The sequence below is a fragment of the Eleftheria terrae genome (genome assembly GCF_030419005.1).
Taxonomy (GTDB): Bacteria; Pseudomonadota; Gammaproteobacteria; order Burkholderiales; family Burkholderiaceae_C; genus Caldimonas; species Caldimonas terrae.
The window spans coordinates 2737638-2753209 of record NZ_CP106951.1 but is presented as its reverse complement, the minus strand read 5'-3'; the positions used below and the strand labels follow the sequence as shown (position 1 = coordinate 2753209).

At 71.1% G+C, this 15572-nt stretch carries 12 protein-coding genes and 1 pseudogene; 7 read left to right on the top strand and 6 right to left on the bottom strand.

The window, feature by feature from the left end:
• Positions 1-136 precede the first annotated feature (136 nt).
• The 3 genes from N7L95_RS12070 (at position 137) to N7L95_RS12060 (ending at position 3120) form a co-directional block, all read left to right on the top strand.
• Entirely contained in the window at positions 137-922 is a 786-nt protein-coding gene (locus N7L95_RS12070) for an SDR family oxidoreductase (protein WP_301255506.1), read from the top strand.
• Positions 923-987: 65 nt separating this feature from the next.
• Positions 988-1860: an NAD(P)-dependent oxidoreductase gene (locus N7L95_RS12065; RefSeq protein WP_301255505.1), complete on the top strand. Its 873-nt coding sequence runs from the start codon at positions 988-990 to the stop codon at positions 1858-1860.
• Positions 1861-2472: 612 nt separating this feature from the next.
• The gene (locus N7L95_RS12060) at positions 2473-3120 is read left to right on the top strand and encodes a PEP-CTERM sorting domain-containing protein (RefSeq protein WP_301255504.1); all 648 of its coding nucleotides are present in this window, start codon (positions 2473-2475) and stop codon (positions 3118-3120) included.
• Positions 3121-3414: 294 nt separating this feature from the next.
• Here N7L95_RS12060 and N7L95_RS12055 read toward each other — a convergent pair whose 3' ends face one another.
• The 3 genes from N7L95_RS12055 to N7L95_RS12045 all read right to left on the bottom strand — a co-directional run bounded on the left by N7L95_RS12055 (position 3415) and on the right by N7L95_RS12045 (position 6874).
• Positions 3415-4650, bottom strand: coding sequence for an RICIN domain-containing protein (locus N7L95_RS12055; protein WP_301255503.1), 1236 nt, complete (start codon positions 4648-4650; stop codon positions 3415-3417).
• Between the two features lie 82 nt (positions 4651-4732).
• On the bottom strand, positions 4733-5575 hold the full coding sequence (locus N7L95_RS12050) for a protease inhibitor BamI-like protein (protein WP_301255502.1): 843 nt from the start codon (positions 5573-5575) through the stop codon (positions 4733-4735).
• Positions 5576-5917: 342 nt separating this feature from the next.
• A complete protein-coding gene (locus tag N7L95_RS12045) occupies positions 5918-6874 on the bottom strand; it encodes a LysR family transcriptional regulator (protein WP_301260137.1) in 957 nt (318 codons plus the stop codon).
• A 104-nt stretch (positions 6875-6978) separates the two neighbouring features.
• On the opposite strand from N7L95_RS12045, the gene N7L95_RS12040 reads away from it, so the two are divergent.
• Positions 6979-8217 (top strand): MFS transporter, encoded by a 1239-nt coding sequence (locus tag N7L95_RS12040; RefSeq protein WP_301255501.1) that lies wholly within the window; start codon positions 6979-6981, stop codon positions 8215-8217.
• A 32-nt stretch (positions 8218-8249) separates the two neighbouring features.
• On the opposite strand, the gene N7L95_RS12035 is transcribed toward N7L95_RS12040, so the two are convergent.
• The 3 genes and pseudogenes from N7L95_RS12035 to N7L95_RS12025 all read right to left on the bottom strand — a co-directional run bounded on the left by N7L95_RS12035 (position 8250) and on the right by N7L95_RS12025 (position 11286).
• A complete protein-coding gene (locus N7L95_RS12035; RefSeq protein WP_301260136.1) occupies positions 8250-9023 on the bottom strand; it encodes a sulfite exporter TauE/SafE family protein in 774 nt (257 codons plus the stop codon).
• Between the two features lie 61 nt (positions 9024-9084).
• Positions 9085-10320: pseudogene (locus N7L95_RS12030) on the bottom strand (NAD(P)/FAD-dependent oxidoreductase); the annotation flags it as partial.
• A 75-nt stretch (positions 10321-10395) separates the two neighbouring features.
• Positions 10396-11286 (bottom strand): MBL fold metallo-hydrolase, encoded by an 891-nt coding sequence (locus tag N7L95_RS12025; protein WP_301255499.1) that lies wholly within the window; start codon positions 11284-11286, stop codon positions 10396-10398.
• Positions 11287-11640: 354 nt separating this feature from the next.
• On the opposite strand from N7L95_RS12025, the gene N7L95_RS12020 reads away from it, so the two are divergent.
• The 3 genes from N7L95_RS12020 (at position 11641) to N7L95_RS12010 (ending at position 15545) form a co-directional block, all read left to right on the top strand.
• Positions 11641-12894 carry a sigma-54 interaction domain-containing protein gene (locus N7L95_RS12020; RefSeq protein WP_301260135.1) on the top strand — a complete coding sequence of 418 codons (1254 nt, stop codon included), beginning with the start codon at positions 11641-11643 and terminating at the stop codon, positions 12892-12894.
• A 301-nt stretch (positions 12895-13195) separates the two neighbouring features.
• Entirely contained in the window at positions 13196-13789 is a 594-nt protein-coding gene (locus tag N7L95_RS12015; RefSeq protein ID WP_301255498.1) for a hypothetical protein, read from the top strand.
• A gap of 313 nt (positions 13790-14102) precedes the next feature.
• Entirely contained in the window at positions 14103-15545 is a 1443-nt protein-coding gene (locus N7L95_RS12010; RefSeq protein ID WP_301255497.1) for a pectate lyase family protein, read from the top strand.
• Positions 15546-15572: the final 27 nt, after the last annotated feature.

Genomic DNA, 15572 nt, shown 5'->3' with positions numbered 1-15572 from the left:
TGGCGTCGATGCGGCGTCCGATTGTGCTTGAAGTACGTCCTTTCGTGCGCGACGCGCCGGGCGGCTGTCGGCATCCTTGCTCGCTCCCCGGGCCTGCCGGCCGGCGTGGCCCGCCACCCTCTCCTGAAAGGACATCATGCAAGTTTCCCCCTCCTCGCACGGCGACGGCCGCTACCTCGGCAAGAAGGCTGTCATCACCGGCGGCACCATCGGCATGGGGCTGGCCGCCGCGCGGGCGCTGCTCGACGGCGGCGCCGAGGTGCTGCTGACCGGCCTGAACGAGACGAACCTGGCGGCGGCCCGCCGCGAGTTCGGCGGCCGGGTGCATGTGCTGCGCTCCGACACCTCGCGCGTGGCCGACATCGACATGCTCCGTGACGCGGTGCAGGACAAGCTGGGCGAGGTCGACTTCGTGTTCATCAACGCCGGCTTCGCCTCGCTCGAGCCGCTGGAGCAGGTCACCGAGGCGAGCTTCGACAAGATGTTCGGCATCAACACGCGGGGTGCCTATTTCACGGTGCAGCGGCTGGCGCCGCTGGTGCGCCGCGGCGGCTCCTTCGTCTTCACCACGGTGGCAGATGTGTCGGGATCGCCCGGCATGAGCGTCTATTGCGGCTCCAAGGCCGCGCTGCGTGCCTTTGCGCGGGCGCTGGCGGTCGAGCTGCTGCCGCGCGGCATCCGTGTCAACAGCGTGGGCCCGGGCTTCATCAAGACGCCGACCATGGGCGTGGCCGGCACCCCGGAAGACGAGCTGGTGGCCTTCGAGCAGCTGGGCAGCCGGGTCACACCGATGCAGCGCGTCGGCACTGCCGAGGAAGTGGCTCGCACCGCCTTGTTCCTGGCCTTCGAGGCCACCTTCACCACCGGTGCCGAGCTGCCGGTGGACGGCGGCCTGTCGCGGCTGGAACCGATGCATGGCTGACCGGGCGGGCCGGTGGCGCCGCTGCTCGGCACCTTTGCTGTTTCGATGAGAAGAAAGGAATCCACATGACAGACGTTTCCATCCTCGGGCTGGGCCCGATGGGCGCCGCCATTGCCCGCGCCGTGCTGGCCGGTGGCCACCGTGCCACCGTCTGGAACCGCACGGCTGCCAGGGCCGCCGCCCTCGCCAAGGCGGGCGCGGTGGTGGCGCCGAGCGCGGCAGCAGCGATCGCGGCGAGCCCGCGGGTGTTGGTTTGCGTTGCCGACTACGCTGCCTCGCGTGCGGTGCTGCAGAGCCCCGACGCCGCCGCAGCACTCGACGGCCGCGTGCTGGTGCAATTGAGCACCGGCACGCCGCAGGACGCGCGCGATGGCGAGGCCTGGGCCCGACAGCAGGGGGCCGACTACCTGGACGGCGCACTGCTGGCCACGCCCGGCCAGCTCGGACGGCCCGACACGCCCTTGTTCGTGTCGGGCGCCCGCACTGCCTACGAGCGCTGCGCGTCGGTGCTGGCCGCGGTGGCTGGCGAGACACGCTACATGGGCGAGGCGGTCGGGGCGGCCGCGGCCTGGGACCTGGCCGCGCTGTCGAGCATGTTCGGTGCGATGTTCGGCTTCTTCCACGGGCTGCGCATCTGCGAGTCAGAAGGACTGCCGCTGGCCGGGTTCAACGCGATGATCCAGGCCATCTGGCCGGTGCTGGGCGAGATGGTGGCCAGTGAAGGCGAGGCGGTGCTGGCCGAGGCCTATGGCAAGCCAGCCAGCTCGATGGACACCTGCGCCGGTTCCGGCCGGTTGTTCGTCCGGCAGGCGCGCGAGGCGGGCATCGATGCCTCCTTCCCGGCTTTTGCTTCGGCCCTGTTCGAGCGCGCGTTGACGGCCGGCCTGGGGACCGAGCGGCTGGGCGCCATGATGAAGGTGCTGCGGCAGCCAGCCTGAAGCCGGCAGCGGCAGACGGCGCGGCGAGCGCCCCTGCGGTGGTGCGGCACGCTCGCGCGCAGGCGACATCAGCCACCTCAGCGGGCCCCGGCCGCCTGCCCCCGCCCATCGTGGTGCGGGCGCGGCTTCCCGGTGTCTGGCTGCTGCGGCGTCGCGCGGCTGCCAGGGGCGCGGCGTCGTGCCCTTGCGGCGCCAGGGAGGCAGGCGGTTGTGCATGAACGGTTTGCCTCACAGCTGCTTGAATGTGTTCAGATGTGAATAGATTCGGCCATGGCGTCCGGGCGTGTTGTTTTTCGTCCTCGGCATCGTCGGGGCGGCGGCGGGCGCGCCGGCGGCACCCGCGAGACCGACCGCTGGATGCGCGGATGGGCGGCCGGTCGCAGTGGCGTGCATCGGCTTCGATGCAAGGGCGCACTTACCCCTGGCCGTGATTTTTTGACGCTCGTTTTGCCGCCCCCCTGACCCAGGGGGGCGGTGGCGCGGGCCCCCTGCCGCGCCCAGGCAGGGCCTCATACACTGCGGTCGCCCACCGGGGAGGTGGGGCGGCCACGCCAGCGTTTTCCTGCATGCGGCGCGGCCCCTACAACAAATGACGATTAGGGGAAGTTCAACATGAAGAAGTCGCGTCTGAAGTCTTTCAGCCTGTCCGCGCTGGCCTGCGCGGCGGCCCTGCTGGCGCCGCTGGGTGCGGCGCAAGCCGGCGTGTTCGATGCCTCTGGCCAGGCGCCGGTGGATGCTGCCAGCTACCAGGCCGGTGGTGACCTCGACTGGATCACCGTGACCCGTGGGTCCTCGGTGAGCAACAGCGGCGCCAACTTTGGCTGGATCGATGCGTTCGGCAGCTCCTCCGTGCTGCAGCAAGCCGGCCGGGTCGAGTACTACACCGGCAACGACAACAGCTCCCTGCAGCTGCTGGGCGGTGGCATCAACTGGCTGGCGCTGACCGGCGACGCCAGCGCCGAACTGCGTGGCGGCGACATCTCCTGGCTGCACCGCAGCGGCAATGCGCACCTGACCGTCTACGGCCAGAACCTGCGCTATGACGGCCAGCTGCTGTCGGGCCTGTGGGCCGATGGCACCCGCTTCAGCTTCTCGCTGCTGGACGGCACCGCCGAGGACTCCTTCGCGGTCAACCTGAACTACGTGACCCTGGTCAACCTGGCGCCGGTGCCCGAGCCCGAGACCTATGCGCTGCTCGCGCTGGGCCTGGGTGTCGTGAGCATGGTGGCCAAGCGCCGCCGCGCCGCTCAAGCAGCCTGAGCCCGCAGGCCTGCCCGGCCGCCTGCGGCCGGGCAGGTGTCGCACCGGCCCGCGACGACGGGCGCTTGCCGCAGGCGGCCCGCCAGGCGCGGCGCACGCCCGCCTGGCCCGCCACTGCTGCGCGGCCGGTTGTCCGGGCGGTCGAGGCCGGACAGCCACGGACGTCCTCGGCTTCGGCGGCCTTCCGGGCCGCCGTCCAAACGACAGCGGGCGGCACTTGCCGCCCGCGCTATCGCCACTGGCGGCCTGCGCCGCCGTGGTTCCGGCCAAGGGCGGCTCGCGCCGCCGCTTGCCTCACTCCACCCGTTGCAGCGTCCAGTTCTGGTTCGCCGACGACAGCGAGTCCCACTGCTGGATATTGCCGGCATTGCTCATCGAGCCGCCCGCCACGTCGAGCACCTTGCCGCTGACGCGCGCCACCATGCGGTAGCTGCCGTCGCTGTTGGCCACCGGCTTCCATTGCTGGGCCGTGCTGCGGTTGCAGGACCACTGGTGCACGTTCACGCCATTGGAGGTGCCGCTGTGGTCCACGTCCAGGCACTTGCCGCTGTGCTTGACCTTCACCTCGTAGTAGCCGTTGTTCAGGTTGGTGAAGATCCAGCGCTGGTTGTTGCCGCCATGGCAGGTCCACTGGAACACGTTGCGGCCCTCGTCCTGGCGGGCGTTGTCCACATCCATGCACTTGCCGCTGTGCTTGGCCTTCACCAGGTAGACGCCGTTGGCCAGGGTGGTGCCCGGGTTGGTCGGCGGCTCGGTGGGCCCGCCCACGCGCGTCGGGCGGAAGTTCGCCAGCTCGGTGCGCACGTTGTTGAGGGCCTTGACCGCGTCGGCCTGCTCCGGCTGGCCTTCCGGCACGCCGCAGGGCACGCCCTTGCAAGTCTGCCGCGGGTTGGAGAACTGCGGGATGCGCGGCGCGTTGAACAGGAAGGCATAGGTCATGATGGTGCCGAACAGCCGATCCACCCCGTGCCCCAGCGCATAGGCATAGCGGGCGCCACCGGTGTCACCCTGGCGGCGCGAGTGGCTCAGGCCCATGTTGTGGCCCAGCTCGTGGGCCAGCGTGTAGGGGCCGCAGGTCGGGCCGACCACGTTGAAGGCCACGTCGGCGCGCACCGCCACATAGCCGATGCCGCATTCGCCGCTTTGGTGGATCTGGGCCACGAAGTCGGCGCCCAATTCATCGCGCCGGCGGGCCACCGCGCTGTCGGAGCGGATGCGCTCGAGCACATCGCCCATGTCGGAGGCGGCGACGTTGTTCAGCTGGGTGCCCACCAGGCGCAGCTGGATGTCGATGCCGCTGTTGACGTACATCGTGTTGACCTGGTCCACCCAGCTGCGCAGCGCCGTCTGCGGCTGGCCGTTGAAGTAGTTCTGGCTGTAGCTGTCGTACAGCAGCAGCAGGTCGACCGTGACCGCTTGCGCGCCACAGCTGCCGGCGGCCAGGGCCAGGGCGGCCCCCCAGCGTTTCCAGCCGCCGCGCGAGGCAGCGGGCGTCGTCCCAACGACTGCGGTCGAGGATGAATCCATCATTTTTTGGTTGCTCCGTTCTTAGGCAATGGAGGCCGCCCTCCCGGACGGCCGCGGAAAGAGGCCGATGGCCCGCCGAGGGCCTTCAGCGCAATACCGGGGGATCGGTGGCGGGGTTGTGGTTGGGCCCCATCGGGTGGCGGCCGCCGCGCAGGTCGTGTTCGTCGCCGCGGATCTTGAAGAGCGAGGCACTGGTGGCCATCCAGCCCACGTTGTCGTAGACCTGCAGCACATAGCTTTCGTCCGGGGTGGTGACCCCGCCATGGGTCAGCCCCTTGCGGTCGCCCCCGCCGAGCGCCTGGGTCAGCGTGACCTGGTTCTGCTGCGGGAAGTCGCGCAGCTTGCCGGTCCAGGTCACGCTGCCGTCGCCGTGCGACTCGACGCTTTCGACCACCATGCGGTAGGTGGCGTTGGCCTGCTTGATGGGAATGTCGAGCGTGTCGCCGGGCATCAGCGTCTCCAGCTTCAGCGGATTGAAGCGCATGAAGCTGCGGCCGTCGGTGCGCTCCTCGTTCGACAACGGCAGCTGGGCCGCCACCGAGGGATCGTCCTGCCAGGCGGCCGGCTGCTGCATCGCGGCCAGTGCCTCGGCAGGGTCGATGCTGTTGCCGTCGCGGCGGGCCGCCATCTCGGTGAGGCGGGTGGCGAGGGTCGGGTACTCGGTGTTGTTGCCGACGAGCACCTTGGCAGGGTCCACCTTCGCGCCGGGCACCGCGGGGGTGCCGGCTGGCGGCAGTGCGCCGGCCGGCTGGGCGGCGCTGGCCGCGGCCAGCGAGACCGCCGCAGCGCCGGGCGCGGAGGTGCCGCCCGCGGCGGCGGGCGGCTGGCCGCCGGCCACGGTCGTGCCGTCGCCACGCAGGGACCAGGTCAACAGGCCGCCAAGCGCCAGTGCGCCCGCGGACGCGAATATCAGCGCGCGATGTTTCATGCGTCGAGTCAGAAAGCGGGTTGGGATCACCGTGCAGGACAGCACGCCGGCCGCATCGGGAAGCGGCGGACACCCGGAGGTGCCTGAAGGCGGGAGCACGGCTCGATGGGCCGCATTGAATGACAGGTATTTGCTTCAGTCCAGCTTCGAGGGCGGCTGGCTCACATCTCTTACCTGATTCACATTTCGCCAAGCGAAGTTGACAGGGCGGGTTCGCGGTGAGGGGGTGTACTGCCGGTCTTTGTCGCTTGTGGCAGCCGTGGCATGGGTGGAGAGCCCACGTGACCGGGCCCGGGCGGGGCCGCATGCTGCGGGTCGCGCGGGCCTTCGCGCGGCGCTGCGTCAGCGTCGCCGCAGGGCCTTCTGGCGACTGCTTGCCGGCTCGCCGGCAAGGCGCTCCCAGGGCGGGACTCCACCCAGCCGCTGCGCCAGGAAATCGACGAAGGCCCGCACCCGGGGTGGCACCAGGCGGCGCTGCGGCATCACGGCATGGATGCCGCTGTCCTCGATGCGATGCTGCGGCAGCACCACCTGCAGGCGGCCCTGGCGCAAGTCGTCGCAGACATGCCAGGTGGAGTGCATCGCGATGCCCAGGCCGGCGAGCGCCGCGTCGCGCAACAGCTCGCCCTGGTTGCACTCGAGCCGGCCGGTCACACGCAGCGCGGTCTCCTCGCCCTTGCGGTTCTTCAGCCGCCAGAGGTCGCGCCGGCCCTGCCGGCCGGCCAGCACCAGGCAGTCGTGCTGCAGCAGCTCGGCCGGCGTGCGGGGCAGGCCGCGGCGGCGCAGGTAGTCGGGCGAGGCGCACAGCACCCGCCGGTTGTCGGCCAGCTTGCGCGCCACCAGCGCCGAGTCGTGCAGGGTGCCGATGCGAATGGCGAGATCGAAGCCCTCGCTGACCAGGTCGAGCGTCTGGTCGTTGAGGTCCACCGTCACCTTCAGGTCCGGATGCAGTGCCAGGAACTCGGGCAGCAGCGGCGAGATGTAGAGGTGGCCGAAGGTGGCCGGCATGGTCACCCGCAGCACGCCGGCCACGCCGCTGCCGACGCGGCGCAGGCCGGCGGTCAGCGCCTCCAGGTCTTCCACCAGCACCCGGCCCTGCTCGGCCAGGGCGCGGCCTTCGGGGGTGGGCTGCAGCTGGCGGGTGGTGCGGTGCAGCAGCCGCACGCCCAGGCCTTGCTCCAGCCGCTTCAGCCGCTGGCTGGCCACCGCCACCGAGAGGTCGAGGCTGTGGGCCGCCGCGGTGATGGAGCCCAGGTCGAGCACGCGCAGGAACAGGCTGATATCGCCAAGGTGGTCCACGATTCTCAACAATTCATTGAAACTGATTGCCGATGATGCGGCTTTTCGGAGGGAATCGCCAGGCTTACGCTGCCGCTTCCCTTCCTTCCTGATGGAGCGATTCGATGCAGACCTCCCGCCCTGCCGGCACGCGACTGCCCGCCGCCTTGTACGCGCTGACCATCGGTGCCTTCGGCATTGGCACCACCGAGTTCGTCATCATGGGGCTGCTGCTGCAGGTGGCGGCCGACCTGCAGGTCGGCATCGCGGCGGCCGGCCTGCTGATCTCGGGCTACGCCATGGGTGTTTTCGTCGGTGCGCCGCTGCTGACGGCGGCCACCGGCCGGCTGCCGCGCAAGACGGCGCTGACGGCCCTGATGGTGGTCTTCACCCTGGGCAACCTGGCCTGCGCACTGGCGCCGGACTACGCCACCCTGATGGTGGCGCGTGTCCTCACCTCGCTGGCGCACGGCACCTTCTTCGGCCTCGGTGCGGTGGTGGCCACCGGCCTGGTGGCACCCGATCGCAAGGCCTCGGCCATCTCGATCATGTTCACTGGCCTGACGGTGGCGACGCTGCTCGGCGTGCCGGCGGGCGCCTGGCTGGGGCTGCACTTCGGCTGGCGGTCCACCTTCTGGGCAGTGAGCGCGATCGGCGTGCTGGCCACGGCTGTGATCCTGTGGCTGGTGCCGGCCGACCGGCAAGACCGCCCGGCCGGCCTGTCGCTGGCTGACGAAGTGAAGGTGCTGGCGCGGCCGCAGGTGCTGCTGGGCCTGCTGGCCACCGTGGTGGGCTTTGCAGGCCTGTTCGCCGTGTTCACCTACATCCAGCCGCTGCTCACCCGCGTCAGCGGCTTCAGCGAGGCGGCCGTGTCGGGCATCCTGCTGGTGTTCGGTGTCGGCATGATCGCGGGCAACCTGGTCGGCGGGCGACTGGCCGACCGCTGGCCGGTGGCGGCGCTGCTGGCCTCCCTGCTGGTGCTGGCACTGGTGCTGCTGGGCATGGGCTGGGCGGTCCACCGTCCAGTGGCGGCGGTGGTGTTCACCGGCTTGCTGGGTGCGGCGGCCTTCGCCACCGTGTCGCCGCTGCAGATGCGGGTGCTGCAGAAGGCCGAGGGGGCCGGGCAGCACCTGGCGTCCAGCCTGAACATCGCGGCCTTCAACCTCGGCAATGCCCTTGGCGCCTGGCTGGGCGGCCGCGTGATCGACCAGGGGTCCGGGCTGGCGGCGGTGACCTGGGTGGCCGCGCTGGTGACGCTGCTGGGCCTGGGCGTGGCCGCGCTCAGCGTCTGGCTCGAGCGCCCCGGCGGTGGCGTAACCCCTGAGGTTCCTGCTCCCGGTGCCTGCCTGCAGGCCGACCGCTGAGGCCGCGCCGGTGGGGCCGCGCCGCGCCGCCCTCAGGCGCCGATGACGCCCAGGCCGCGTGCCAGCAACAGCAGGGCCACCACCGCGCTCACCAGCGCAAAGGCCTGTTGCAGCCGCGCGCCGGCCAGCCGGGCTGCCAGCAGGCGGCCGGCCAGCAGGGCCAGCATCGCGCCGGCCGCAAAGGGTGCGGCGATGGGCCAGGCCACCGCCCCATGCAGCATGGCCGCGCCCAGCCCACCGGCCGACACCAGCGCGATGACGGCCAGCGAGGTGGCCAGGATGCTGCGGGCCGGCAGGTCGGTATAGCGGGTGAGGGCGGGCACGACGACAAATCCGCCACCCACTCCCAGCAGCCCGCTGAGCGCGCCGGACACCGCCCCGGTGAGGGCCAGCGTCCAGGCGCAGGGGCGGGTCCAGCGCAGGCGGCCGCAGCCAGGGTCGAGCACGCAAGGCGGCGGCGCCGGTCGTGGCGGGCTCGGCCGGCCCGCGGCGCTGGCCGAAGCGCGGTGGAACATCCGCCACGCCGTGCCGGCCAGCACGCCGGCGAAGGCAATGGTCAGCGGCGCATTGGGCAGGCGCTGCGCCAGCCAGACGCCCAACGGCGCCAGCGCCATGCCGACACCGCCGACCAGTGCCGCGGCGCGGTAGCGCACGATGCCTTCGCGCAAGCCCAGCAGCGCGCCGAGCGCGGCCGCGGCGCCGACGGCGAGCAGGCCGGCGGGCGCCGCCTGGGCCACCGTCAGGTGCAGGCCGAACACCAGCAGTGGCACGGCGAGGATGCCGCCGCCCGCGCCGGTGAGTGCCATGATCAGGCCGACCAGCGCGCCCAGGCCGGCCCCCAGCACGGCTCGATCGTCCACTGCCGCCTCAGCCTTGCACCGGCGGGCGGGCGAGCCACTCCCGGCCCTTGAGCATGGCTTGCCAGTAGACCGGCGGCAGCAGGTCCTTCTTCAGCAGCCAGGCGAGCCGCGAGGGGCGCCCGCCGCCCGTCAGCCAGTCGGGGAAGGTCGGTGCGAGCTTGCCGCCGTACAGGAACTCGGCCAGCACGATCTTGCCGCGCTCCACCGTCAGCGGGCAGGAGCCATAGCCGTTGTAGGTGGCCTGGCCGCTGGCCTTGCCGAGGGCCACCAGCAGGTTGTGTGCAACGACCGGCGCCTGCTTGCGCGCGGCGGCGGCGGTCTTCGCATTGGGCGTGTTGCCGGCATCGCCGAGGCCGAACACATTGGCATGCTGCTTGTGCCGCAGCGTGGCAGGGTCGAGGTCGAGCCAGCCGGCGGCATCGGCCAGCGGGCCGCGTCGCACCACGTCGGGGGGCACCTGCGGCGGCACCACGTGGATCATGTCGAACCCGGTGGTGTAGGTCTCGCGGCTGCCGTCGGCCGAGGCGCGCGCAAAGGTGGCCTGCCGGGCCGGCCCGTCGATGGACAGCAGGGTATGGCCGAAGTCCAGCTGGATGCCATAGGCCTCGACATACGCCATCAGGGCCGGGATGTAGTGCGCCACGCCGAACAGGGCCCCGCCGGCATTGCAGAAGCGCACCTCGCTGGCGGCCAGGGTGCCGGCACGGCGCCAGCTGTCGCACGACAGGTACATGGCCTTCTGCGGTGCGCCGGCGCACTTGATGGGCAGGGCCGGCTGTGTGAACACGGCCTTGCCGCCACGCCAGCGCCGCACCAGCTCCCAGGTGTAGGGCGCCAGGTCGCGGCGGTAGTTGGACGTCACGCCATGCTGGCCCAGCGACTCCTGCAGCCCCGGCACCGCCTGCCAGTCCAGCGTGAGCCCGGGGCAGACCACCAGCTGCCGGTAGCCGATGCGGCGGCCGTCGTCCAGCTGCACCGCGTTGTCCTGCGGCTCGAAGGCCGTTGCCGCCGCACGGATCCAGGTGACGCCGCGCGGCATCACGGTGGCCATCGGCCGCACCGTCTGCGCGGCATCGAAGACGCCGGCGCCCACCAGCGTCCAGCCGGGCTGGTAGCAGTGGCTCTCGGCCGGCTCGACGATGGCGATGTCCAGCCCCGGCGCGCGCGCCAGGAGGCTCGCCGCGGTGGCGATGCCCGCGGCGCCGCCGCCGACGATGAGCACCTCGTGGTGCACGGAGGGCGAGGGGGCGTGGGAGGAAGGCTGCATGCTCATGGGGTCTGTCTCCTGGTCTTCTGAAGGGGGCGGGGCCGGCCGGGTCTACAGCGCGTCCAGCGGAATCTTGAGGTAGCGCACGCCGTTGTCCTCCGGCTCGGGCAGCTGGCCGGCGCGCATGTTCACCTGCACGGCCGGCAGCAGCAGGGCCGGCATGGCCAGCGTGGCATCGCGGCTGGTGCGCACCGCAACGAAGTCGGCCTCCTCCACGCCGTCGTGCACATGGACGTTGTGGGCTCGCTGCTCCGCGACCGTGCAGGTGAAGCGCAGCTCGCGGCCACCGGGCTGATAGTCGTGGCAGGTGTAGAGCCGGGTCTCCGGCGGCAGGCTGAGCACGCGCCGGATGGAGCGGTACAGCGTGCGCGCATCGCCGCCCGGGAAGTCGCAGCGGGCGGTGCCGTAGTCCGGCATGAACAGCATGTCGCCGACGAAGGCGACCGACCCGGGCGGCTGGCCGACGACATAGGTCATGCAGGCCGGCGTGTGCCCCGGGGTGTGCAGCGCCACGGCCGGCAGCGAGCCGATGCGAAACGCCTCGCCGTCGGCGAAGAGGTGGTCGAACTGCCGGCCATCGCGCGCGAAGTCGATGCCGGCATTGAACAGCTTGCCGAAGACCTGCTGCACGGTGGTGATCTCCCGGCCGATGCCAAAGCGCCCGCCGAGCCGCCGCCGCAGATAGGGGGCGGCCGACAGGTGGTCGGCATGCACATGGGTCTCCAGGATCCACTCCACCTGTGCCTCGAGCGCGTGCACACGCTCGACCAGCCGGTCGGCACTCGTGGTGGCGGTGCGGCCGGACTTCGGGTCGAAGTCGAGCACGCTGTCGATCAGGGCACAGCGGCGGGTGGCGCTGTCGAGCACGAGGTAGCTCATCGTGCTGGTGGCCGGATCGAAGAATCCTTCGACCACCGGCTGCGGGGCAGGGGGCTGGCTCATGGCAAGGGCGGGTGGAGGGCCCGAAGTACTGGCAGGCTTGTCTCATATCAAGTCGCGTGCCTCGCTGCGCTGCACCCTGCGACCGACGCAAGTCCTTGTCAGCCGGGCAGATCCGGCCCCCGGCGGCAGCCGGTTGCACTGCCACACTGCCAGCCGGCTCTGCCATGGCAGCATTGGCGGACTGCCATGATGTCCATCGGCAGCCCTGACGCGCACCCTGTCATGACCGACCTGCCTCGCGACCTGCCCCTGCATGGCCTGCATGCCGGCACGCCATCCGGCGCTGCGGCCGCCGCCGCGCCGCCGCCCGAAGTCGAAGCCCTGGTGTCCTACCTGGAGCACGAGGCGCAGCCGATGATCGTGCTGGACCCGCACTACAACATCCTGGCGGCCAACACCGCCTACCAGCGCCACTTCGGTACCGCCGACCGGCCCCACCTGGGGCACAAGTGCTACCGCATCTCGCACCATTACGACCGGCCTTGCGACCAGGCCGGCGAGCACTGCCCGATGAAGAAGGCGCTGGAATCGAAGGCGCCCGACCGGGTGCTGCACATCCACCACACGCCGCGCGGGCCCGAGCATGTGGACGTCGAGCTGCGGCCCATCCTGGACGCCCGGCAGCAGGTGGTGGCCTATGTCGAGCGGCTCACCACCGTGCGCAGTGCTTCGGCCCGGCCCAGCGCGGCCGGGCTGGTGGGGCGCGCGCCGGCCTTCAACGCCGCGCTGGCAGAGCTGCAGCGGGTGGCTCCGTCGATGCTGCCGGTGCTGCTGCTTGGCGAGTCGGGCACCGGCAAGGAGCTGTTTGCGCGCGCCGTGCACGAAGCCAGCGACCGGGCCTGCGGGCCTTTCGTGGTGGTGGACTGCTCGGGGTTGACGGAAACCTTGTTCGAGAGCGAGCTGTTCGGCTATGAGAAGGGCGCCTTCACCGGGGCCCAGCTGCGCAAGCCGGGGCTGGTCGAGACGGCCCAGGGCGGCACCCTCTTCCTCGACGAGATGGGCGACGTGCCGCTGTCGATGCAGGTCAAGCTGTTGCGGCTGATCGAGTCGCGCACCTACCGACGTGTCGGCAGCGTCGAGACCCAGACGGCCGATTTCCGGCTGGTGGCGGCGACCCACAAGCCGCTGCAGGCAATGGTCGAGCGAGGCGAGTTCAGGCAGGACCTGTACTACCGCATCAACGCCTTCCCGATCCGCCTGCCGCCCTTGCGCGAGCGGCCCGAGGACATCCCGCTGCTGGCGCAGTCCTTCCTGCAGCGGCCCGATGCCAAGGGCCGCCGCTGCAGCCTCCAGCCCGGAGCGCTCGAACGGCTGGCGGCCCATTCCTGGCCCGGCAACGTGCGCGAGTTGCGCAATGTGCTCGACCGTGCCCGCCTGTTCGCCGACGACGGCCTGATCCGCGCCGAGCACCTGCCGGCCGACCTCGGCCGCAGCGCCCAGGCGCGGTCGATGAGCCCGCCCGGCGCGGCTGGCCGCGCCGAGTTGGACGACCAGGCCCTGGCGCGCGAGGCCGTCGGCTTCCGCGGCACCCGCAAGGCACTGGCCCTGCACCTCGGGATGAGCGAGCGGACCTTGTACCGCCGGCTCAAGCAGCTGCGCCTGCTGTAACGCACGATGCGCAGGCCCGCGACAGCCGCCGGCCCAGTGCCGGTGCGGCCGGGCGGTGATGCTGCGCTGCAGCGATGCTCGCCGCGTCGGCACGTGCGCCGGTCCGGCCGCCGCCGTCATTGCCCTGCCGCTTGCGCCGTCCGAACCTAGGCGCGCGCCGGCGGCCCTCATGCAGCGGATCCGATGGCTGTGTCATTCAGGCCAGCAGGGACGCCGTGGCGGGCAGGGTGCGGGGGCACCTGTTTCGCCGTCCGCCGGCGCACCGTGCGCCCCCTGTCCCTTCTGCCCTGAGGATCACAGCATGATGAAGACCCAGATGAAGCCCCGCCTGCGTGTCCTGCTGTCGGGGGCCGCACTGGCCCTGGCGGCCGCCGCGGCACCGGCACAGGCCCAGCTCGTCGGCCAGTCCGTCCTGACCTTCTCCAACGAGGCGCTGAGCACCTTGTCCCTGATCGGCGTGCAGGTGACGGCTGCCGGCACCGCCGGCACCGTCACCCCGGGCCAGGCCTTTTCCTTCCCGGTCACCGACGGCGCCATCACCGGCGGCGCGGTGAGCTCGGTGATCACCGACCCCGCGGCCGGCGTCACGCTGACCCGGGGCAGCACGGTGGTCACGCTGTTCCGGTTCAAGGTCAACGTCCCGGGCCGCTCGCTGGTGGGCGACCTCAACGTCAACGGCAGCACCAGCCCGAATGAGCCGCTGTACACGCTGCGCTCGACCTCCGAGCGCCCCGGCACGCCACCGTGGCGGGAGCTGCAGGCGACCGGCCTCTACCTGACGCCGTCGGCGGTGGACAAGCTGGGTGATGCGCTCGGCGTGCCGCCGGTGCTCAGGCCCGCCGTGGCGCGTATCGACTTCGGCCGGCTCGACAGCCGCGTGCGCTCGGCCCCTTGAGCGCCCGGTCGCGGGCCTTGCCGACGGCCGCGGCCTGCGGCTGAGTGCGGGCGCGCCATGTCCCGTTGATGGGGGCGACGGCGCGTCCGCCCTGCGGGCCGGGATGCTTGATCAGCTGGTTGTGCAACTGATGTAAAACACTCATGTTTATATATTGAAATGACGTTCCACATGATCCAATCGCCCTGTCATCGCAGCGATGCCGGGCCGACGGGGTTCCGGGTTTCTCGCATGCAGGAAGGTCGGCGGCAAGGCGCCGCGGCGCGCTCGATGGCGTCTCCGGCAAGTGCCGGGAGCCAACCAAGGAGAGCCCGTGAAATTCAACAAGACCCAAGTTTTCATGGCAGCGGCGCTGCTCGGCGCGACGGCCGCCCATGCACGCGACTGGCCCGCCAGCTTCTCGAAGTGCGCTGACGAGGGCGAGCGCTGCGAGGTCGGTGCCGCGCCGCGGCAGGTGTCGTTCGGCATCAAAGACAAGTGGGTGGTGGTGCAGGGCCTGAAGGGCAGCGTGGCCTGCGACGTGTCGACGTTCGGCACCGACCCCTATCCCGGCAAGACCAAGAAATGCGCGATCGGCCCCGCCCCGGCGCCGGGGCCCGCGCCGACACCCGCCCCAACGCCCGCCCCGACGCCGGCTCCCGCGCCAGCGCCCGGCGCTGACGCCAGCACCGAGGCCGCGCCGGCGACCGGCTGGGCCGGGCAGGCTGGTGGCACCACCGGCGGCCGTGCGGCAGCGTCGAACGCGATCTACAAGGTCAGTTCGCCGTCACAGCTGCTGGCGGCCCTGCAAGCGCAGGGCGACCAGGCCAAGATCATCAAGGTCTACGGCACCATCGACATGGCGTCGGCCGACAACGGCGGGCCGTTCAAGAGCGCCTCCGACCAGGCGGCGCGCAACGCCATCAAGCTGCCCAGCAACACCACGCTGATCGGCGTGGGCGGGGATGCAGAGGTGGTCAACGGCCGCATCGTGGTGAAGGGCGTCGAGAACGTCATCGTGCGCAACCTGCGCATCGTCAACCCCTGCGACATCGCGCCCCAGTGGGACCCGAACGACGGCTCCAGCGGCAACTGGAACTCCGAGTACGACGGCCTGGTGGTCGACGGCTCCCGCCACGTCTGGCTGGACCACAACGTGTTCACCGACGCACCGCTGACCGACGACCGCCTGCCGGTGGAGCACGGCAAGACCAAGCAGTGCCATGACGGCGCGCTCGACGTGAAGAACGGCAGCGACTACGTCACCATCTCGCACACGGTGTTCGAGCTGCATGCGAAGAACAACCTGATCGGCTCCTCCGACAGCGCCGGCGGCGACGATGGGCACCTGACCGTGACCTTCCACGACAACCATTTCCTGAATGTCGCCGAGCGGGCGCCGCGGGTGCGCTTCGGCAAGGTGCACCTCTACAACAACTACCACGAAGGCAGCCGCTCGCATGCCGCTTATGCGCACGGCTACAGCGTGGGCGTGGGGTACAAGGCGAAGATCATCTCGCAGAACAACGCCTACGACATCGACGGCGCCAGCTCCTGCGCCCACGTGGTGAAGAACCCTGGCTCTTCCAGCAAGACCGGCGCCATCAGCGATGCCGGCTCCCTGCTCAACGGCGCGGCCCTCAACCTGGCCGGCAACTGCAACTTCAGCAGCGCGGTCGGCTGGACGGTGCCGTACCGGGTGCAACTGCTGCCGGCCTCCGCAGTGAAGGCCTCGGTGCGCGCCAAGGCGGGCGTGGGCAAGATCACGGTCAAGTGAGCTTCGCGGCAGGCTGCGTCCGCCGCC

Bases quoted from the DNA above. Each gene is read 5' to 3' on its own strand.
- N7L95_RS12070 (WP_301255506.1), top strand. From the start codon at position 137: ATGCAAGTTTCCCCCTCCTCGCACGGCGACGGCCGCTACCTCGGCAAG.
- N7L95_RS12065 (WP_301255505.1), top strand. From the start codon at position 988: ATGACAGACGTTTCCATCCTCGGGCTGGGCCCGATGGGCGCCGCCATT.
- N7L95_RS12060 (WP_301255504.1), top strand. From the start codon at position 2,473: ATGAAGAAGTCGCGTCTGAAGTCTTTCAGCCTGTCCGCGCTGGCCTGC.
- N7L95_RS12055 (WP_301255503.1), bottom strand. From the start codon at position 4,650: ATGATGGATTCATCCTCGACCGCAGTCGTTGGGACGACGCCCGCTGCC.
- N7L95_RS12050 (WP_301255502.1), bottom strand. From the start codon at position 5,575: ATGAAACATCGCGCGCTGATATTCGCGTCCGCGGGCGCACTGGCGCTT.
- N7L95_RS12040 (WP_301255501.1), top strand. From the start codon at position 6,979: ATGCAGACCTCCCGCCCTGCCGGCACGCGACTGCCCGCCGCCTTGTAC.
- N7L95_RS12035 (WP_301260136.1), bottom strand. From the start codon at position 9,023: ATGGCACTCACCGGCGCGGGCGGCGGCATCCTCGCCGTGCCACTGCTG.
- N7L95_RS12025 (WP_301255499.1), bottom strand. From the start codon at position 11,286: ATGAGCCAGCCCCCTGCCCCGCAGCCGGTGGTCGAAGGATTCTTCGAT.
- N7L95_RS12020 (WP_301260135.1), top strand. From the start codon at position 11,641: ATGATCGTGCTGGACCCGCACTACAACATCCTGGCGGCCAACACCGCC.
- N7L95_RS12015 (WP_301255498.1), top strand. From the start codon at position 13,196: ATGATGAAGACCCAGATGAAGCCCCGCCTGCGTGTCCTGCTGTCGGGG.